This is a genomic window from Natrarchaeobius oligotrophus (assembly GCF_003841465.1).
Taxonomy (GTDB): domain Archaea; phylum Halobacteriota; class Halobacteria; order Halobacteriales; family Natrialbaceae; genus Natrarchaeobius; species Natrarchaeobius oligotrophus.
The window spans coordinates 47352-67603 of the sequence record NZ_REFZ01000011.1 but is presented as its reverse complement, the minus strand read 5'-3'; the positions used below and the strand labels follow the sequence as shown (position 1 = coordinate 67603).

The 20252-nt window shown below is 64.7% G+C and carries 16 protein-coding genes; 12 read left to right on the top strand and 4 right to left on the bottom strand.

The genetic code is table 11. From position 1 onward, the window contains the following. Window positions 1–408: 408 nt before the first annotated feature. Complete coding sequence (locus EA472_RS15305; protein ID WP_124192387.1) at window positions 409–1167, bottom strand: IclR family transcriptional regulator; 759 nt, start codon at window positions 1165–1167, stop codon at window positions 409–411. Between the two features lie 499 nt (window positions 1168–1666). Between EA472_RS15305 and ilvA the strand changes: the two genes are divergently transcribed. The 6 genes from ilvA to lpdA all read left to right on the top strand — a co-directional run bounded on the left by ilvA (window position 1667) and on the right by lpdA (window position 8925). Beyond that, window positions 1667–2884, top strand: a complete 1218-nt coding sequence (ilvA, locus tag EA472_RS15300; protein WP_124192386.1) for a threonine ammonia-lyase — start codon at window positions 1667–1669, stop codon at window positions 2882–2884. A gap of 202 nt (window positions 2885–3086) precedes the next feature. After that, complete coding sequence (gene gcvT, locus EA472_RS15295; protein ID WP_124192385.1) at window positions 3087–4199, top strand: glycine cleavage system aminomethyltransferase GcvT; 1113 nt, start codon at window positions 3087–3089, stop codon at window positions 4197–4199. Window positions 4200–4201: 2 nt separating this feature from the next. After that, a complete protein-coding gene (gene gcvH, locus EA472_RS15290) occupies window positions 4202–4576 on the top strand; it encodes a glycine cleavage system protein GcvH (protein ID WP_124192384.1) in 375 nt (124 codons plus the stop codon). A 6-nt stretch (window positions 4577–4582) separates the two neighbouring features. After that, the gene (gcvPA, locus tag EA472_RS15285) at window positions 4583–5959 is read left to right on the top strand and encodes an aminomethyl-transferring glycine dehydrogenase subunit GcvPA (protein ID WP_124192383.1); all 1377 of its coding nucleotides are present in this window, start codon (window positions 4583–4585) and stop codon (window positions 5957–5959) included. Further along, entirely contained in the window at window positions 5959–7389 is a 1431-nt protein-coding gene (gene gcvPB, locus EA472_RS15280) for an aminomethyl-transferring glycine dehydrogenase subunit GcvPB (protein ID WP_124192382.1), read from the top strand. Before gcvPA ends, gcvPB begins: the two co-directional genes overlap by 1 nt. Window positions 7390–7488: 99 nt before the next feature. Continuing rightward, window positions 7489–8925: a dihydrolipoyl dehydrogenase gene (lpdA, locus tag EA472_RS15275; RefSeq protein WP_124192381.1), complete on the top strand. Its 1437-nt coding sequence runs from the start codon at window positions 7489–7491 to the stop codon at window positions 8923–8925. A gap of 104 nt (window positions 8926–9029) precedes the next feature. Here the strand turns inward: lpdA and EA472_RS15270 are convergent, their stop codons facing one another. Continuing rightward, a complete protein-coding gene (locus tag EA472_RS15270) occupies window positions 9030–9410 on the bottom strand; it encodes a Rid family detoxifying hydrolase (RefSeq protein WP_124192380.1) in 381 nt (126 codons plus the stop codon). Window positions 9411–9536: 126 nt separating this feature from the next. Between EA472_RS15270 and glyA the strand changes: the two genes are divergently transcribed. The 4 genes from glyA to EA472_RS15250 all read left to right on the top strand — a co-directional run bounded on the left by glyA (window position 9537) and on the right by EA472_RS15250 (window position 14200). After that, on the top strand, window positions 9537–10787 hold the full coding sequence (gene glyA / locus EA472_RS15265) for a serine hydroxymethyltransferase (RefSeq protein ID WP_124192379.1): 1251 nt from the start codon (window positions 9537–9539) through the stop codon (window positions 10785–10787). Between the two features lie 112 nt (window positions 10788–10899). Beyond that, window positions 10900–12423 carry an aldehyde dehydrogenase family protein gene (locus EA472_RS15260; RefSeq protein WP_124192378.1) on the top strand — a complete coding sequence of 508 codons (1524 nt, stop codon included), beginning with the start codon at window positions 10900–10902 and terminating at the stop codon, window positions 12421–12423. A 66-nt stretch (window positions 12424–12489) separates the two neighbouring features. Continuing rightward, complete coding sequence (locus tag EA472_RS15255) at window positions 12490–13278, top strand: class I fructose-bisphosphate aldolase (RefSeq protein WP_124192377.1); 789 nt, start codon at window positions 12490–12492, stop codon at window positions 13276–13278. A 94-nt stretch (window positions 13279–13372) separates the two neighbouring features. Further along, window positions 13373–14200 carry an aldo/keto reductase gene (locus EA472_RS15250; RefSeq protein ID WP_124192376.1) on the top strand — a complete coding sequence of 276 codons (828 nt, stop codon included), beginning with the start codon at window positions 13373–13375 and terminating at the stop codon, window positions 14198–14200. Window positions 14201–14312: 112 nt separating this feature from the next. Here EA472_RS15250 and EA472_RS15245 read toward each other — a convergent pair whose 3' ends face one another. Both EA472_RS15245 and EA472_RS15240 read right to left on the bottom strand, forming a co-directional pair. Then, on the bottom strand, window positions 14313–15935 hold the full coding sequence (locus EA472_RS15245) for an ABC transporter substrate-binding protein (RefSeq protein ID WP_124192375.1): 1623 nt from the start codon (window positions 15933–15935) through the stop codon (window positions 14313–14315). 148 nt (window positions 15936–16083) lie between these two features. Then, a complete protein-coding gene (locus EA472_RS15240) occupies window positions 16084–17031 on the bottom strand; it encodes an ABC transporter permease (protein WP_165874913.1) in 948 nt (315 codons plus the stop codon). 91 nt (window positions 17032–17122) lie between these two features. Between EA472_RS15240 and EA472_RS15235 the strand changes: the two genes are divergently transcribed. Together EA472_RS15235 and EA472_RS15230 are read left to right on the top strand one after the other, a co-directional pair. Further along, window positions 17123–18031, top strand: a complete 909-nt coding sequence (locus EA472_RS15235) for an ABC transporter permease (protein ID WP_124192373.1) — start codon at window positions 17123–17125, stop codon at window positions 18029–18031. Then, window positions 18028–20178, top strand: a complete 2151-nt coding sequence (locus EA472_RS15230; RefSeq protein WP_124192372.1) for an ABC transporter ATP-binding protein — start codon at window positions 18028–18030, stop codon at window positions 20176–20178. Before EA472_RS15235 ends, EA472_RS15230 begins: the two co-directional genes overlap by 4 nt. The last annotated feature ends 74 nt before the right edge of the window (window positions 20179–20252 follow it).

The following is a 20252-nucleotide window of genomic DNA, read 5'->3' as shown; positions in this document are numbered from 1 at the left end:
TTCCTACATGGAATTCGAACGGTTCCCGTGATCCGGTGTGTTCCATCGCCACCGTCTCGTTCGACGGCATTGCCGCCGATATTGCCCATCCGGTTTCCGGATTCGATCGACACGCCACTGATTACGTGAGTTGTGGATAGGTTCGAACTATAATCACAAGCATCGATAACTATTCCATATATTGTGTATTTCGGAAGATAAATTCCGGAGAAGGTATCAAATGAGCACTCTTTGCGCAGATATATCGATACTGTGAATCTGGACAGAAAACAACTCAGAAATAATAATCCGATCCACATCATATGTGCAATATTGATATATTTTCGGTGGTGATACGTATCGCACGGCGTGTTCCCGGATTCATCCGATCGACGAAACGCTCGAGAATTACAGATGTATGGTTGTAATCTACGAGTAGGCCTCGAGTTCGGCCTCGAGGTTCTCCACGACCGGTCGGAGCTGGGCCGCGATCTCGCTGTTTTCGGGGAGGCGGTAGGGCGGTCCCGAGATGTCAAGCGAGCCGAAGACCGAGCCGTCGGGCTCGTTGATCACCATCGCGACCGAGTGCAACCCCTCGAGTTCCTCCTGGCGGTTCACCGCGTACCCCTGTTCTCTGATCGTCTCGAGTTCCGCGAGGAGTTCCTCCAGGTCGGTGATCGTGTTCTCCGTGTACCGTGGCATCCCCCACTTGTCGATGATCTCGTCGATCCGCTCGCGCGAGAACTCGGCGAGCATCGCCTTCCCGCTCGCCGAGCTGTGCATGTGGAAGTACCGGCCGACCTGAAAGCCTCTGTCGGAGGGCGAGGGCGTCTCGTCGAACAGGATGATCGATCGACCGTACTCCTCGACGGCGAAGTTCACCTCCTCGCTCACCTGGTTCGCCAGCCGGAACGCGCGCTCTTTCGCCAGGGCGTACCTGCTGTCGCGTCGCCGGGCGTTTTCCCCAAGGTAGAAAAGCTTCAGTCCCAGCTCGTACGTCTGTCCGATCCTGGTCACGTACTCGGTTTCCTCGAGCGTTCGCAGGTGCGTATGGAGGGTGCTCGTCGCGAGGCCGGTGTGTTCGGCGAGTTCCGACAGGGTCGCACCGTCCAGTTCGTTGACGGCTTCGACCACGGCCAGCGAGGTCTTGGTCGTCTTTCGCGTGTCCCCACCGTCGGTTCCGCTCATGGCCCTACTGAGAGCGATCACACCTATAAAACTACCTGACGGAACTCGCGTTCTTCCTCCCATCCCGTTCGCCTACGGCCGTCTCCACCGGTCGTCGACCACTCGAATCGGTCAGTTCCAGTCGTTGGGACCCAGAACGGGTATTCCGACCGTTCCCACATGTGGGGAACCAAAGCCGTGTGAATTATTAACAACACGTTTCGTGAGTGGACGGACTCACGATAAAAACGGGATCTACCGTCATCTGAAAAGATACCGTTCGTATCGTGTCGGATGTGGCGAGAAAAAACGACGATTCTCGCCGATCTCGCGACCTGCCAACGGGAACGTTCCCCATCGTGGGAACCGGCGCGTACGGCTCGGTCTCCCGGCGAACGAATCGGAGTCGTTCGTCGGGGTCGCCGCGGGTGGCGACCCGTAGCTATAAGACGGGCGCCGGTCAATCGACGACGGGACGCATCACGCGACTGCCCGGCGTTCGCCACCCACGGAGACAGCTATGGACGTTACGCTATCCGACATTCGACTCGCCCGCGATCGGTTCGACGACGAGGACGTCGTCCGAGAAACGCCGCTCGAAACGAGCCGGACGCTAGACACCGAGGTCGGCGCGACGGTTCGACTCAAGATGGAACACTTACAGCGAACCGGCTCGTTCAAGACCCGGGGGGCATACAACAAGCTCAAGACGCTGACCGACGCCGACGACGAGTACGCCGGCGTCGTCGCGGCAAGCGCCGGGAACCACGCACAGGGGGTCGCCCTCGCGGCGACGAAGACCGGACTCGAGTCGACGATCGTGATGCCGAAGAACGCACCCCAGGCGAAGATCGACGCCACGAGGGGCTACGGCGCGGCGGTCGAACTCCACGGCAAGACGTTCCGAGAGGCGATGTCGCACGCGAAGTCGATCGTGGACGACGATCGCGCGTTCGTCCACGCGTACGACGATCCGGAGATCATCGCCGGCCAGGGAACGCTCGGACTCGAGATCCTCTCGCAGGTTCCCGACGTCGACACCGTGCTCGTCCCGATCGGGGGCGGGGGCCTCATCGGCGGCATCGCGACGGCGATCGGGGAACTGTCTCCGGAGACGCGGATCGTGGGCGTCCAGGCCGACGGCGCGGCGACGGTTCCCCAGAGCCTGCGGAAAGGGGAACCACACACCCGCGAGTCGGTCCGGACGATCGCGGACGGGATCGCGACCGGCGGCATCTCAGAGCGGACGTTCGCGCTGATCGACGAGTACGTCGACGAGGTCGTCACCGTCTCCGACACGGCGATCGCGGAAAGCGTCCTGTTCTTGCTCGAGCGAACCAAGCAGATGGTCGAGGGCGCGGGCGCGATCTCGGTCGCCGCGCTCCGAAGCGGGCAGGTCGACGTGGAGGACGAACTCGTCGTGGCGCTGCTCTGTGGCGGCAACCTGAGCATGACCGACCTCCAGACGGTCCTCACCCACGGGCTCACACACCGTGACCAGCTCGTCCGGCTGCGGGTTCGGATCGTCGACCAGCCGGGCGAGATGAACCGCATCTCCGAGCTCATCGCCGACTGCGGCGCGAACATTTCGGACGTGAGCCACGAGCGCTCCGCGAAGGATCTCGACGTCGGACACGCGTACCTGCAGTTCCGGATCGAAACGAGCGGCGCCGATCAGACCGACCGAATCGTCGAGTCGATCCGGGACGCCGGCTACGAGGTCGCCCACCTCGAGTGACGTCCCCTGATACGGTCTGTTAGCAGTCGGTACCGGTGCAACCGGAACGGTCGCGCTTATGCCGATACTTCGGTACGACAATCCGTACGAACCGGCGACCGGCCTCGAGCGACGAGCCGAGCGCGGATATCCGATCGGACCGCTTTCCGCACGCCCCGTCCACAGGGAAATCTATTTAGTCGGCTACCGGAATGAGTCTGACGTGTCACTACAAAAGCCGCCACTCTTCGAGGAACACCGGGAGGCGGGCGCAGATTTCACCGATTTCGGTGGATGGGAGATGCCCGTCACGTTCGACTCCATCCGAACCGAACACGCCGCGGTCCGCGATTCGGTCGGCATCTTCGACGTCAGCCACATGAGCGAGGTGTCCGTCGACGGACCGGACGCGACAGCGCTGATGAACCGTCTGACGACGAACGACGTCGGAACGCTCGAGCGCGGCGACGCACAGTACTCGTGCATCCTCGACGACGACGGGATCATCCTCGACGACACGGTCGTCTACCGGTATCCGGAGCGGGACGGCTACCTGTTCGTCCCGAACGCCGGCCACGGCGAGGAGATGACCGACCGGTGGTCGACGTACGCGGCCGATCACGATCTCTCGGCGACCGTGACGAACGAGACGGACGAGACCGGACTGGTCGCGGTCCAAGGGCCCGACGCGATCGAGCGGGTCGAGTCGGTCGCCTCGGAGCCGATCGCCGATCTCGGCCGGTTCTCGTCCACGCGAACCGAGATCGCCGACGTCGACTGCCTCGTCGCCAGAACCGGATACACCGGCGAAGACGGCGTCGAGATCTTCTTCCCCGCCGAAGATTCGGACGCGGTCTGGGCCGCCTTCGACGGCGTCCAGCCCTGCGGACTCGGCGCGCGGGACACGCTCCGACTCGAGGCCGGCTTGCTGCTTTCGGGTCAGGACTTCGATCCCGACGAGGAGCCACGGACGCCGTTCGAGGCCGGCCTCGGGTTCGTCGTGGACCTCTCGAAGCCGGCGTTCGTCGGCCAGGAGGCGCTCGGCGATCTCGAGGACGAGGGATTCGACGAGGAGCTGGTCGGAATCCGGATCGACGGCCGCGGCATCGCCCGTCACGGTTACCCGATCCTCGCGGACGGCGAGCGGATCGGTCACGTCACGAGCGGCACGATGAGCCCCACGTTCGGGGTGGCGATCGCGCTCGGATACGTCGACTCGGCGTACGCCGAGGAGGGAACGACGATCGACGTCGAGGTCCGAAACCGGACCGTGGACGCAACGGTTATCAATCAGCGGTTCCTCGAATCGCTCGAACAAGAGACGGTGACGGAGTAACTATGGAATTTGCTATCCCGGACGGATTGTCGTACGCGGAATCGCACGAGTGGATCGACAGGCGAGACGGCGTCGTCCGCGTCGGTATCACGGACTTCGCACAGGACGAACTCGGCGACATCGTCTTCGTCGAACTCCCGGCGGAAGGAGAGACGCTCGAGCGCGACGACGCGTTCGGGCTCGTCGAGAGCATCAAGGCCGTCTCGGACGTTTACGCCCCGATCTCGGGGACCGTCGTCGAGGTGAACGAGGCGCTTCGCGACCGGCCCGAGCTGGTCAACGAAAGCCCGTTCGACGACGGCTGGTTGATCGAACTCGAGTCGTCCGACGAGCCCGACCACCTGCTCGACGCGGACGAATACGCCGAACGAATCTAACCGACGATGAGCGGAAATCCCGAACTCTCGATAACCGACCGCGACGAACAGAACGCCGACCCTCGGGGGACGCCGTACGCGCCCCACACCGCCGACGAGGTCGAGACGATGCTCGAGGCGATCGACGCGGACGACGTCGACGAGCTGTTCGACATCGGCGAGTCGATCCGGTTCGACGGCTCGTTCGACATCGACGGTGGCTCGGAACAGGTTGTCGAGCGACGGCTGCGCGAGACCCTCGCGCGAAACGACGACGCGACCGAGTTCCTCGGCCGCGGTCACTACTCCCACCACGTTCCGTCGATCGTCGATCACATCTCGCTGCGATCCGAGTTCATCACGTCCTACACGCAGTACCAGCCGGAGGTCACGCAGGGGTTCCTGCAGGCGCTGTTCGAGTACCAGTCGATGCTCGTCGAGTTGACCGGTCTCGAGATCGCGAACTGCTCGATGTACGACGCGGCGACTGCACTCGGCGAGGCGGCGACGCTCGCCGCGCGGGTCCGGGGAACCAGCGGATCCCGCGTTCTGGTGCCCGAGTACCTTCGGCCGGAGCGTCGAGACGTCCTCGAGAACTACGTCGACGGAGCCGACCTCAGCGTCGAGACGGTTCCCGCGGACGACGGCGTGACGACGCCCGACGCCGTCGAGCGTGCGATCGACGACGACGTCGTGATGGCCTACCTCGAGAGTCCGACGACCGAGGGACTCCTCGAAGAACACCTCGAGGAGATCGGCGCGCTCGTCGACGATCACGACGCGATGTTCTGTCTCGGATCGGATCCGGTCGCGCTGTCGCTGTTGCGCTCGCCGGCGTCGGTCGGCGTCGACGTCGTGATCGGCGACGCGAGCGTGCTCGGCCTCCCCGCGAGCTACGGGATGGGGCTCGGACTGTTCGCGTGCCGGGAGGAGTACCTCCGGCAGGTACCGGGACGACTGGTCGGTGCGAGCGAGGACGCGGACGGGAACCGCGCGTTCACCCTGACGTTGCAGACCCGCGAGCAACACATCCGCCGCGAGCGGGCGACGAGCAACATCTGTACGAACCAGGCGTGGGTCGCGTTGCGAACGGCGATTCACGCCGCCTCGCTCGGTCCGTCGGGACTCGTCTCGCTCGCCACGACGTGTCGCGAACTGCCCGAGCGGACGGCAGCGCGTCTGGACGAGATCGACGGCGTCTCCGCGCCGGTTCGTAACCGGTATCACTTCAGGGAGTTCCGGGCTCGCGTCGACGCCGACGCCGAAGCGGTCGTCGCCGCGCTGAACGACGACGGCTTCGCGATCCACGCCGTCGACGAGGAGACGGTGCAACTCTGTGTCACCGACGTCAACGAACACCGAATCGACGATCTCGTCGACGCCGTCGAGGGGGTGATGAACTGATGCAACGATACACGCAGACGGTCTGGAACGACGGCGAATCGGACGGCTACGAACCGCTGCTGTCGGAACGGAGCCTCGAAACCGTCGAGGTTCCCGACGCCGGGCTCCCGGACGACCTCACGCGGGACGAACTCGAGTTGCCGGAACTCTCCGAGCCGGAACTGGCCCGCCACTACACCCGGCTCTCGCAGATGAACTACGGAATCGACAGCGGTCCCTATCCCCTCGGGTCGTGTACGATGAAGTACAACCCGAAGTTCACCGAGGACGTCGCCGCGCTCCCGTCGGCGTCGGTTCACCCGGACCGGGACGCCGAGAGCGTCCAGGGAACGCTCGAAATCTACCACGGGCTTCAGGACTACCTCGGACGGATCGGCGGAATGGACGCCGTCACGCTCCAGCCGCCCGCGGGTGCCGCCGGCGAGTTTACCGGAATTCTCATCGCGAAGGCCTACCACGAGGCCAACGGCGAGGGCGACCAGCGCACCGAAGTGATCGTCCCGACGAGCGCCCACGGGACCAACTTCGCGACCGCGGCGCTCGGGGGGTACGACGTCGTCGAACTGCCCGAGACCGACGACGGCCGTGTCGACGTCGAGGGGCTCGAGGCCGCCGTCGGCGACACGACCGCCGCGCTGATGCTCACCAACCCCAACACGCTGGGGCTGTTCGAGCGCAACATCGAGGAGATCGCCACGATCATCCACGACGCGGGCGGGCTGCTCTACTACGACGGCGCGAACCTGAACGCGCTACTCGGACGGGCGCGTCCCGGCGACATGGGCTTCGACATCATGCACTACAACGTCCACAAGACGTTCGCGACGCCCCACGGCGGCGGCGGACCCGGAGCCGGCCCCGTCGGCGTCACCGAGGAGCTCGCCGAATTCCTCCCGTCGCCACAGGTTCGGGAGACCAACGGCGAGTTCGAACTGTTCGAACCAGAGCGCTCGATCGGGAAGGTCCACGGCGCGATGGGCAACTGGCTCGTCTTGCTCAAAGCCTACGCGTACATCGAACGTCTGGGCGGCGACGGCCTTCGCGACGCGAGCGCCAAAGCGGTGCTCAACGCGAACTATCTCGCCTCACAGATCGACCTCGAGGTTCCGTTCGAACCGTTCCACCACGAGTTCGTCGCCAGCGCGGGCGAGCGAGACGCCGCCGACTTCGCAAAGCGGATGCTCGATTACGGCGTCCACCCGCCGACGACGAAGTGGCCCGAGAACGTCTCCGAGGCACTCATGACCGAACCGACGGAGGCCGAAAGCAAGTCATCGCTCGATCAGCTCGCGGCGGCGTTCAACGCCGTCACGGCGGACGCCGCGTCCGACCTCGAGGCGGCCCCGAGCGAGACCTCGGCGAGTCGAATCGATCAGACGAGCGCGGCGCGAAATCCGCGACTCTCCTGGCAGCAGCTGGACGAGTCGTGAGGCGGTAGCGTCCCACCGTCGCGCTCGCGAGACCGCACCAGTATCGCCTCACGACCAATGCCGAGTACGGACACAGGACGGAACGAAGACTACAGATTCATGACCGAAGATCACTCGAGTACGACAGGCGAAACGGAACTGCTCGTCGTCGGCGCGGGGCCGGCCGGCTACGTCGCCGCGATCCGGGCGGCACAGCTCGGCGTCGACGTGACGCTCGTCGAACGAAGCGGGTTCGGCGGAACGTGCCTCAACCACGGCTGCATCCCGTCGAAGGCGCTCATTCACGCGGCCGAGGTCGCCCACGAGGCGCGAACTGCCCACGAGATCGGCGTCCACGCGGACGTCAGCGTCGAGTTCGGCGAGATACGACGGTGGAAAGACCGCGTCGTTCGCCGGCTCACGAGGGGGATCGAACTGCTGTGTGAACGAAACGGCGTCGCGCTCGTCGAAGGAGAGGCGACGTTCGAGGACGAGGGGACGGTCGCCGTCCGGGACGGCTCCGACGAGCGACGGATCGGGTTCGAACGAGCGGTCGTCGCGACCGGGAGTCGGCCGATCGAGCTGCCCGGGTTCGCGTACGGAGACGGTCCGATACTCGATGCGCGGCGGGCGCTCGAGCTGGAGGAACTGCCGGAGCGATTGCTCGTCGTCGGCGCGGGCTACATCGGGATGGAGCTGTCGACCGCGTTCGCCAAACTCGGCGCCCGCGTGACGGTCGTCGAAGCGTTAGACGGCATCCTCCCGGGCTACGACGACGACCTCGTCGAGCCCGTTTACCGAACGGCCGCCGACCTCGGCATCGACTTCGCGTTCGATCACGTCGCAGCCGACTGGACCGAAACCGCCGACGGTGTCGCGACCGTGGAACTCGAGCCGACGGGCGACCGACCGGACGCGGGCGACGACCGACTCGAGTCGGTCACCGCGGACGCGGTGCTGGTCGCGGTCGGTCGCGAGCCGGTGACCGACTCGCTGGAACTCGAGAACGCCGGCGTCGACGTCGATTCGAACGGGTTCGTCGAGACGAACGATCGGCTCGAGACGTCCAACGAGCGGATCTTCGCGGTCGGCGACGCGGCCGGCGAGCCGCTGCTCGCGCACGCGGCGAGCGAGGAGGGAAAGCGCGTCGCGGAGTCGGTCGCCGCGGAATCGTCGACCGGTCGCGCTGGCGTCCCCGCTGTCGTCTTCACTGATCCGGAGATCGCGACGGTCGGTCTCACGGCCGACGCGGCCGAAGCGGAGGGGTACGACCCCGTCGTCGGAAGATTCCCGCTACGAGCCAACGGACGCGCGCTGACGGCGAACGCGAGCGAGGGGTTCGTCTCGCTCGTCGCGGACGAGCCGTCGGGACGGGTGCTCGGCGGACAGGTCGTCGGCCGGGAGGCTTCGGAGCTGATCGCGACGGTCAGTGTGGCGGTGGCAAACGACCTCACCGTCGACGACATCGTCGGAACGATCCAGGCGCACCCGACCCTCGCCGAGGCGGTCGAAGAGGCCGCCCTGGACGCGACCGGGGACGCGATCCACACCTACTGAGAGGGGGCGTGTCGTACCGATATGCCGGCGCAACCGCGACTCGGATGTGGGTGCGCTGGCCCGTGATTCACGACGGCCTCTCCGAACGGAAAACAGGGCCGACGCTACCGCGTCGAGGCGATTGCTTCGATCTCGATCCCGACGCCCTTGGGGAGGTTCGCGACCTCGAGGGCGCTCCTGGCCGGCGGCTCGTCGTCGAAGTAGTCGGCGTACACCTCGTTCATCGCCTCGAAGTCGTCGATGTCGTCGAGGAAGACGGTCACTTTCAGCACGTCTCCGAGTCCGACCCCCTCCGACTCGAGCACCGCCGTCACGTTCTCGAGTGCCCGTTCGGTCTGCTCGCCGATCGGCGCGTCGGCGAGGATCTCGCCGTCCGTCGTCGCCGGAATCTGGCCCGCAGTGAACACGAGGTCGCCGTCGGTCGTTCCCTGGCTGTACGCGCCGACCGCCGCCGGCGCTTCGTCCGTGGAGATGATTCGCGTCATCGCCGGAACGGTACGATCGACTGACGTATATGCGTTCTGTTCCCGCGGGTTGCGCTCTCCACATGGCATCTCGCGTCTCGGGGATCGGCGCAAGGCATATGTTCTCTCACCACATCGGATAGCAGTATGCCGAATAGCGATGCGCTTGCGACCGTCGACCCGGACGTACACGAAGCGATCGAGGCCGAGCGACGCCGCCAGGAGAGCGATCTCGACCTGATCGCCTCCGAAAACCACGTCTCGCGGGCCGTCCTCGAGGCACAGGGGAGCGTCCTCACGAACAAGTACGCGGAAGGATACCCCGGCGCGCGGTACTACGGTGGCTGCGAGCACGTCGACCGGGTCGAGGAACTCGCCATCGAGCGGGCGAAGGCGCTGTTCGGTGCCGATCACGTCAACGTCCAGCCCCACAGCGGCACGCAGGCGAACATGGGCGTCTACTTCGCGACGCTCGAGCCCGGCGACACCATCCTCTCGCTCGATCTCACCCACGGCGGTCACCTCAGCCACGGCCACCACGTCAACTTCTCGGGGCAGCTGTACGACGTGACGCAGTACGGCGTCGACCCCGAGACGGGGTACGTCGACTACGACGAACTGGCGGAGCTGGCCGCGGAGTGCGAGCCCGCGATGATCGTCAGTGGTGCCTCCGCGTATCCCCGCGAGTTCGAGTACGACCGCATCGGCGAGATCGCCGCCGACGTCGACGCCTTCCACCTGGCCGACGTCGCCCACGTCACGGGATTGATCGCGGCGGGGGTCCACGCGAACCCCGTCGGTAGCGCCGACTTCGTCACCGGCTCGACCCACAAGACGATCCGCGCCGGCCGCGGCGGGATCATCATGACCGACGAGGAGCACGCCGACGACGTCGACAGCGCGATCTTTCCCGGCGGACAGGGCGGCCCGCTGATGCACAACGTCGCGGGGAAAGCCGTCGGTTTCGGGGAGGCCCTCGAGCCCGAGTTCGAGGCGTACGCCGAACGGGTCGTCGAGAACGCGACGCTGATGGCCGAGACGTTCATCGACCGCGGGCTCGGCGTCGTCAGCGGCGGGACCGACAAACACCTCGTGCTCGTCGATCTCCGCGACTCCCACCCCGACCTGACCGGCGACGACGCCGAATCGATCCTCGAGTCGGTGGGGATCACCGTCAACAAAAACACCGTGCCGGGCGAGACGCGTTCGCCGTTCGTCACCAGCGGGATTCGCGTCGGGACGGCGGCGGCGACGACGCGCGGCTTCGGACCGGACGAGATCGAAACCGTCGCCGACCGCATCGTCGATCTACTCGACCGGCCGGACGACGAGGAACTCGCGTCGACCGTCTCGGCGGAGATCGACGAGCTCTGTGCGGACAACCCGATCTACGAGTAGCGCTCGCCCGTCGGCGGGTGCCCGCCGAACCGGCGGCTGGTTTCACCGCGAACCGTGGATCGACGGCCCGCCCGGGGCAAGTTATTTGTGAGTTTGCTGTCTATCCTGGCCTATGTCTTCGGACAACACAACCGGCGAGACGAAAGCCGACGTTCTCGCACGCCACGAGAAAGCGGAAAGCGAGTATCTCGACTGGACGCCGCGGATGTTCATCGACGGCGAGTGGGTGACGGCCGAGTCGGGCGCGGAGTTCGAAACGCACAACCCGACCACGGGGGAGCCGATCGCGGCGGTCCCCGAAGGCGGCGAGGCCGACGTCGACGAGGCGGTGGCGGCGGTCCGGCGCGCCTACGAGGAGACCTGGTCGGACTCGACCGCGATCGAGCGCCGCGACATCCTCAACGAGATCGCCGACCGCATCGAGGCGGCCGCGGATCGGCTCGCGACGATCGAGACGCTCAACAACGGTATGCCGATCGGCGACGCCCACTGGGACATGGACCGGACCGTCGAACAGTATCGGTACTTCGCCGGCGTGGCCCAGGCCAACCACGGGACGACGATTCCGAGCGAGGGCGACAAGACCGTCATGACCGTCCGCGAGCCACACGGCGTCGTCGGCGCGATCATCCCCTGGAACTACCCGATCGCCCAGGCCTCCTGGAAGCTCGCGCCCGCGCTCGCCGCCGGCAACACCGTCGTCATCAAGCCGGCCGAACAGACCCCGCTGTCGATTCTCGCGTTCCTGGAGGAGATCGAGGACCTCCTCCCCGACGGCGTCGTCAACGTCGTCACCGGCTTCGGCGAGCCGGCCGGCTCGGCGATCACGGGCCACCCCGGCGTCGACAAGGTCGCGTTCACCGGCTCCACCGAGGTCGGCAAATCGGTCATGAAAAGCGCCGCGGAGAACGTCACCGACATCTCGCTCGAGCTGGGCGGCAACAGTCCGGTGATCGTCTTCCCCGACGCCGATCCGGAGCGCGCGGCGGAGATTACCGCCGGAGCGATCTTTACCAGCGCGGGCGAAAACTGCTGTGCCGGAAGCCGACTGTTCGTCCACGAGGAGATCGAATCCGAGGTGCTCGAGGCGCTCTCCGAGGTCGCCGAGGAGTACGCCCCCGGCGATCCGCTGAAGGAGTCGACGGTCATCGGCCCGAAGGTGAGCGCCGCCCAGTGTGAGCGCTCGCTCGAGTACATCGGGAAGGCGACCGACGACGACGCGAACGTCGTCACGGGCGGGACGAAACCCGACGACGACGCGCTCGGCGACGGTCACTTCGTCTTGCCGACGGTCATCAACGAGATCGATCACGACCACCCGGCCGTCCAGGACGAGATCTTCGGCCCCGTGCTCAGGGCGTTCTCCTGGTCGGAGTACGACGAGATGATCGAACTCGCCAACGACGTCGACCACGGGCTCGCGGCCGGCGTCATCGCGTCGGACGTCACCGACGCACAAAAGGCCGCGAAGGACCTCCAGGCCGGAACCGTCTGGATCAACCAGTACAACGACTTCCCGCAGGGGATGCCCTTCGGCGGCTACAAGCAGTCCGGAATCGGCCGCGAGCGGGCCCTCGAGACGCTGCAGGCGTACACGCAGACGAAGACGATCAACGTGGGCGACGAGCCGGTCTGAGATCGGTCGCGGGAGTCGCACCGGAACCTTTTTCGTCGTCACGGCGAACAGAACGAACCGAAACCCATGTTGCCAACCAGCTCCGGAAACGCCGTTATCGTCGCGATCGACCACGGACTGAGCCACGGCCGGCTCGAGGGGTTCGAGGATCCGGAAGCGACGCTGCAGACGATTCTCGAGGGGAATCCGGACGGCATTCTGGCGGGCGTGCCGTTCCTCCGGCGGTTCGAGCCGACGCTCTCTGCGCGATCCGACCTCGTTACGATCGGCACCGTCGATCAGCCCATGGACTCGACGTTGCCGGGTGAACGGGAGAACGCCGAGATCCACCACCAGGCGTTCAGCGTCGAGGAGGCCGCTCGCGTCGGCGTCGACGCGATCAAAACCGCGCTCGTGTTCGGGCGGGAGGACCCCGACGTCCTCGCGGAGAACCTGAAACTCGTCAGCCGCGTCTCGGAGACGGCCCGCGAGTACGGGATCACGTCGGTCGTCGAGCCCACGCTGTGGGGCCAGCGCGCCGAGGACGAACTCGACGCGGAGTACCTGGCACACGCAAACCGGATCGGCTTCGAGGTCGGAGCGGACATCCTGAAGAGTCCGTACACGGGCGATCTCGAGTCGTTCGCGCCGATCGCGGAGAACGCCCCGCTGCCGATGTACATCGCGGGCGGTCCGGCTCGAGACGACGCGGCCGTCCTCGAGATGGTGCGAGGGGGGATGGACGCCGGGGTCAACGGCGTCATGTTCGGTCGAACGATCTGGAAACACGACGACCCGGCCGGCATGATCGACGCGATCGGCGCGATCGTTCACGAGGACGCGTCGGTCGAAGAAGCCGAAGAACGGCTCCGGTAACCTCCGACGACGACCGGGACCCCGATCGCGACGACCGCGAGAAACCACAATCTTCTGGTATCGGGGCGTTCTCTGCGTACTCGAGCATCCGACAATGACCAGCACACTTCCGCCGATCGGACTCGGAACGGACCAGAACACCGCGCTCGAGGAGGACTTCGAGGTCGACCACGACACGGCCGTCGAAACCGCCATGACCGCACTCGAGATCGGCTATCGCCACGTCGACACGGCACAGATCTACGGCACCGAGGCCGCCGTCGGCGAGGCGATCGAGCGATCCGACGTCCCTCGATCGGAGCTGTTCGTCGCGACGAAAGTCCACTACCAGCGAGCGTCGTACGAGGAGGTCCTCGACTCGGTCGAGACGAGCCTCGACGACCTCGGCGTCGATCGACTCGACCTCCTCTACGTCCACTGGCCGGCCGGCACGTACGACCCCGAGGAGACGCTGCGGGCGTTCAACGAACTGCACGAGGACGGCGTCGTCGCGAACGTCGGCGTGAGCAACTTCACCCCGGAACTGCTCGACGAGGCGCGAGCGTTGCTCGATCCGCCGATATTCGCCCACCAGGTCGAGTTACACCCGTTGTTCCAGCAGCGCGAACTCCAGGAGTACGCCCGCGAGCACGACCACTATCTCGTCGGCTACTCGCCGCTCGTCCGCGGGTCGGCCGGCGACGTACCGGAGCTTCGTTCGGTCGCGGAGAAACACGACGCGACTCCGGAGCAGGTAAGCCTCGCCTGGCTGATCCAGCGCGAGAAGATCGTGCCGGTCCCGAAAGCCTCGAGCGAGGCGCACCTTCGCGAGAACTTCGAGGCGACGAACCTGGAACTCGATCCCGAGGACGTCGAGCGGATCGACGCCATCGACCGGGAACGTCGGATCATCGACTTCGAGTTCGCACCCTGGAACGAGTAGAAGGTCGGTGAACCGATCGCGACTCGGTGCCGAGCAGTTTTCGATCGCGGCTCGGTGCCGGTCAGCTTTCGTGACGGTTCGTCGTCGATCGACGCTCCGTCACTTACGGCGGTTAGTGTTCGAGTCGAGCGTTGTGCACGGGGAAGTACATGTCCATCGGGTGGATTTCGAAGTCCTCGACGTACGTCCGAAGCGCGTGAGCGTTCTGCGGGTGACAGCAGATGAGGTACACCGCGTCGTCACAGAGGAGCCGCTGGAACTCCGCGTACAGCTCGTAGCGTTCCTCCTGTGAGAGGTCGGTGCTGTCCTCCTCGAAGATCTCGAAGACGCGATCTGCGTTCGAGTCGGGGCTGTCGTAGTACGGGACGTTCTCCTCGTCGGTCCAGAACATCCGCTCGAACCGTTTGAGCGCGGGGTCCGGGCTGTGCGAGCCGTGGTTCGGCGTGATGTCCCACTCGAAGGCGTTCAACCGCTCGACCCACGAGGCGATCTCCATCTCCTCGAGGTCGACCTCGAATCCGGCGTCGTTCAGCTGGTCCTGTGCCAGCTGACCGAGCGTTCGCAGGTCGTCTTCGTCCGACGCGGAGATCATGGTGAGCTCGACGGGTTCGTCGAACTCGGATTCCTCGATCAGCTCCCGCGCGCGGTCGGGGTCGGCGTTGACGCTGAACGGCTGGTAGTCGACGCCCCAGACGTTGTCCTCCGGATAGACGGTCTGACCGACCTCGGCGTGGCCGCCCGCTGCGATCTCGACGAAGTCCTCCTGGTCGATCGCCTCCGCGATCGCCTGACGGATGTTCTGGCTCTGGGTAGGTGCGCCGGGTGCGCGGCCGTCGATTTCGTTGTCGGAGGCGTTGACCATCATCCGGAACCGCAGGTCCGGCGCTTCGACGAACTGTACCTCGACGTCGTCGTCGTCCTCGAGCTGTCCGACGTTGTCCAGCGGCACGTCGTGGAGCATCTCGATTTCGCCCTCCTGAATCTCGGTGATCGCCGTCGCCGGCTCTTCGATCGGCCTGAAGTACACTTCTTCGACGCCGGGAACGCCGTCGACCCAGTATTCGTCGTGTGCGACGAGATGGATGTAGTCTCGGGTGACCCACTCCTCGAACGCGAACGGGCCGGTCCCGACCGGATGGCTCGAGGCGTCACCTTCTTCCTCGAGGGCGTCCGGCGAGAGGATGTGCATGCCGGTGTTCGCGAGCGTCGCTTCCAGTGCGGGTTCCGGCTCTTCGAAGTCGATTCGAAGCTCGTGGTCGCCTTCCGCGTACCAGTCCTCGAGGTTGTCGAAGTTGTCCTGGCGGGGCGACCCCGTATCCGGGTCCGACACGCGATCGAAGTTGTAGACCACGTCCTCGGCGACCATCTCGCGCTCGTACGGCGGGTGGAACTGGACGCCTTCGCGAAGCTGGATGATCACGGAACCGCCGTCGTCCGTCAGCTCGTACTCTTCTGCGAGTACCGGCTGCATCTCCATCTCGAGGTCGGGCTCGAACAGCTTTTCGACCACCCTGTTCACGACGACCTGCGTGTTTCGCAGGCCTGCCAGCTGGGGATCGAGCGAGTCGAGCGATCCGCCGAGTTGCACGTGAAGCGTCGATCCGTCGCCGTCGTCGTCGCCGATATCCTGACAACCTGCCAGCATCGCCGCACTCCCCGCTCCACCGAGCAGTGTGAGTGCCTGTCTCCTGTTCAGTTCTGTGACCTCGCGGTCGGAACGACGGTTAGTCGCCATTAGGTGAAAATGCGAGACGTTCACAATAAGTGTACCTGTCCGATTCGCCCCTCGAGAGGCGAAAATTAGCCTTCCCCGTCGATCGAGATTGCGTGAAAGGAGCCGTCGAAAAAATCGTCCGAACGAACCGGCCGATACCGAGCGCCGGTCAGTGTCTGATCCGCGGATCGAGATAGCCGTACACGAGGTCGACGATCAGGTTGACGACGATGAACGTGGCGGCGATGGCGAGCAGCGACATTTGAATCACGGGGTAGTCCCGACGCAGGATCGAATCGAGCAACAACAGCCCGATACCGGGGTACGAGAACACCTCCTCGATGATGACGACGCCGCCGATGATGCCGCCGAACTGGATGCCGATCACCGTGATCGTCGGGATCAGCGCGTTCTTCGCGACGTACTTCAACACGATGCGCCGCTCGGAGTGGCCGTACGCTCGCGCCGTCTGGACGTACTCGGAGTTGAGATTCTCGAGCATCTCAGAGCGGAGGTAGCGCGTGATGATCGCCGCGTTGATCACGGTGAGCGTTACGACGGGAAGAACGAGGTGAACGAAGTTCGCCAGCGGATGATCGAAAAAGGAGTGATAGCCCGACGGCGGGAAGATGGGGATGAGATTCGCAAACAGCAGGATGAGGACGACGCCGAGGAAGAAACTCGGAATGGAGACGCCGAACTGGGAGAAAAACAGCGCGACGTAGTCCTTCGACGTGTTGCGGTTGCTCGCCCCCCAGATGGCCAGCGGAACGCCGATCGCGGTCGCGAGGATCATCGTGAGTACCGCGAGTTGCAGCGAGCGCGGGTACCGGATCGCGAGCAACTCGGTGATCAACTGGTTGTTCATGTAACTCCGCCCCAGATCGAGCGTCAGCACGTCCGATAGCCAGATGAAATACTGTTCCCAGACGGGACGGTGAAGGCCGAGTTCGCGACGGACGACCTCGAGTTGCTGCTCTCGAGCGGTGTCCCCGAGCAACACTTGCGCCGGATCGCCGGGGATCAACCGCACGATCGAGAAGATGACGACAGATGCCCCAAACAGGACGAAAACGCTGGAGAGGGTCCGTTTTATCGCATACTGTGTCCAACTCATCTGACGTGGTAGCATCACACCAGGAGACGATAAGTCTAGGGATGTCGGCTCCTCCAAAAGACATATCTCCCTCTATTTTCATACTTCGTCTATGATACCGTTCGTCGGCGGGTACATACAGGGCTACCTGGACAAAAACGCCCGATATCGTCGGATTTACGCCCGATTCAAGCGGAACAAGCTGGCCATGGTCGGGTTGTACTTCTCTCTCATCTACCTCGTCGTCGCCATCCTCGCCCCGTTACTCATGCCACACGACCCCGGTTCGACCGACGGAGCGCGCCGCCTGATGGCGCCGACCCTGGAACATCCGTTCGGGACGGATCGGTACGGACGCGACGTCTTCTCGCGCGTGCTGTACGGAACCCGAATCAGCCTCCAGGTTGCCGCGGCGGTCGTGACGATCGCGACGGTCACTGGCGTCGTCACCGGACTGGTCGCCGGCTATTACCGGTCGTGGGTCGACGAAGCGATCAGCCGAACCGTAGACGTCTTTTTCGCGTTTCCGAACATCCTGCTCGGGTTGATCGTCGTCGCGATCCTCGGTCCCGGCCTGAACCAGATCATTCTCGCGCTGGGTATCGCGTTCGCACCCATCATGACCCGTATCACGAGGGGGAGCGCGATTTCGGTGAGAGAGGAGGAGTACGTTCTCGCGGCGAAGTCCTACGGCGAACACTCGTTCAACATCATGTTCCGGGAGATGCTGCCGAACATGGTCTCTGCGGTCATGGTCCAGGCCACGATCATCTTCGCGTTCTCCATCCTCGCGGAGGCGGGGCTGTCGTACCTCGGATTGAGTGCCCAGCCGCCGACGCCGACGTGGGGCGTGATGATCAGCGAAGGCCAACGGAACCTCCAGACTGCGCCGTGGATCAGCATCTTCCCGGGACTGGCGATCATGAGCACGGTGCTCGGTCTCACGTTCCTTGGCGTCGGACTGCGCGACGCGCTCGATCCGAAGACTGACGTGGATACCGACACGACGGGTGGACTATGAGTTCGGAGCCATTGCTTCGCGTCCGGGATCTACACACCGAGTTTCGGACCGAGGACGGCGTCGTTCACGCGGTCGACGGCGTCAGCTACGACGTTTACCCGGGAGAGGTGTTCGGCGTGGTCGGTGAAAGCGGTGCCGGGAAGTCGGTCACCGGACTGTCGATCCTCGATCTCGTCCAGTCCCCCGGCCGGATCACCGACGGCGAAATTTACTTCGACGGCCGGGACATGCTTTCGCTGTCGGACGACGAGCTCCGGTCGGTTCGCGGAAACGACATCGCGGTCATCTTCCAGGACGCGCTCAGCGCGCTCAACCCGTCGTTCACCGTCGGGACGCAGATCGGCGACGTCATCCAGAACCACACCGACGCGACCGACGAGGAGGCGCTCGAGCGAACGATCGATCTCCTGGATCGAGTCGGGATTCCGAACGCCGAAGAGCGCGTCCACCACTTCCCCCACCAGCTCAGCGGCGGGATGCGCCAGCGCGTCATGATCGCCATGGCCATCTCCTGTGAGCCGGACCTGATCATCGCCGACGAGCCCACGACCGCACTCGACGTCACCATTCAGGCGGAGATCCTGAGCTTGCTGCGCGAACTCCAGCGCGAACGCGACATCGCCGTTCAGCTCATCACCCACAACATGGGAGTCGTCGCTCAGATGTGCGATCGCCTCGGCGTGATGTACGCCGGCAAACTCGTCGAAACGGGTCCGGTCGAGGACATCTTCCGGAACACGAACCACCCCTACACGAAGGGGCTGCTCGAGGCGATTCCCAAGATCGACGATCCGCGCGACCGGCTCCCGACGATCCGGGGACAGATGCCCGACCTGATCGAGACGCCGACCGGCTGTTCGTTCCACCCGCGCTGTCCCTACGACGAACCGCAGTGTCGAACGGAGGAACCGCCGCTCGGCGGCGTCGGCGAGGAGCACGCGACGGCGTGTATCCGGGCCGACGAACTCGAGTTGCGACCGGAGTTCTCGGAGACGACCGAAAGCGAGTCGGCGTCCGTCGATCGGACCGGCGAATCCGCCGATCCGCTGCTCGAGGCCGAGGGCGTCAAAAAGTACTTTTCGACCTCCTCGGGCTGGATCGACGAGTTGCTGGGACGCGGCGAGTACATCCGCGCCGTCGACGACGTCGACCTGTCGATCGGACGCGGGGAGACGCTCGGTCTCGTCGGCGAGAGCGGGTGTGGAAAGTCGACGCTCGGAAAGACGCTCGCGCACCTCCACGAACCCGACGACGGACGAATTCTCTACGCCGGCAACGACCTGACCGAGATGAACAAGCGCCAGCTCAAAACCGAGCGCTCGAACATTCAGGTGATCTTTCAGGATCCGTTCTCGAGTCTCAACCCCCGGAAGACGATCGAGCAGATCGTCGGCCGCCCGCTCGAGATTCACGGCCTCGTCGACGACGAGGCCGAAAAGAAGGCCCGGGTCCGGGAACTCCTGGACGAGGTGGGACTCAACGAGAGTCATCTCGACCGGTACCCACACGAGTTCAGCGGCGGCCAGAAACAGCGCATCGGGATCGCGAGGGCCCTCGCCGTCGAGCCCGATTTCATCATCGCGGACGAACCAGTCAGCGCCCTCGACGTCAGCATCCAGGCGAAGATTCTCAACCTCCTGATGGACATTCAAGAGGAGTACGACCTGTCGTACCTGTTTATCGCACACGACCTGAACGTCGTCCAGCACATCTCGGATCGGATCGCCGTGATGTATCTCGGCGAGATCGTCGAGATCGGAACGGTCGATCAACTGTTCAATCCGCCGTACCACCCGTACACGGAGGTGTTGCTCTCGTCAATTCCGAGGCCGGTCCCCGGAAAAGAGAGCACGCGAATCGAACCGGAGGGTGACTTTCCCGATCCCGCCGACCCGCCGTCCGGCTGCCGGTTCCACAGCCGGTGTCCTCACGCGATGCCGGAGTGCGAACGAACGCCGCCGGAGTCGAAAGCGCTCGACGACGGACACCTCGTCTCGTGTCTCCTGTTCGACGAGGGCGTGATGGCGGACAAGGAGGCGGACGTTTCGGACGTCATCGAAAGACAGCGCAAATTGCGGGAGGATCTGCGAGCGGACGGCGTCGAACGGGCCGACTCCGGCGGTGGCGAGCGGGTCGATTCGGACTGACGTCTTAGGCGTCTCGAATCCGTCCTCACCGTTGTTCTCGGTTCGCTCCGACGCTCGAGCGTTCTGTACGCGAG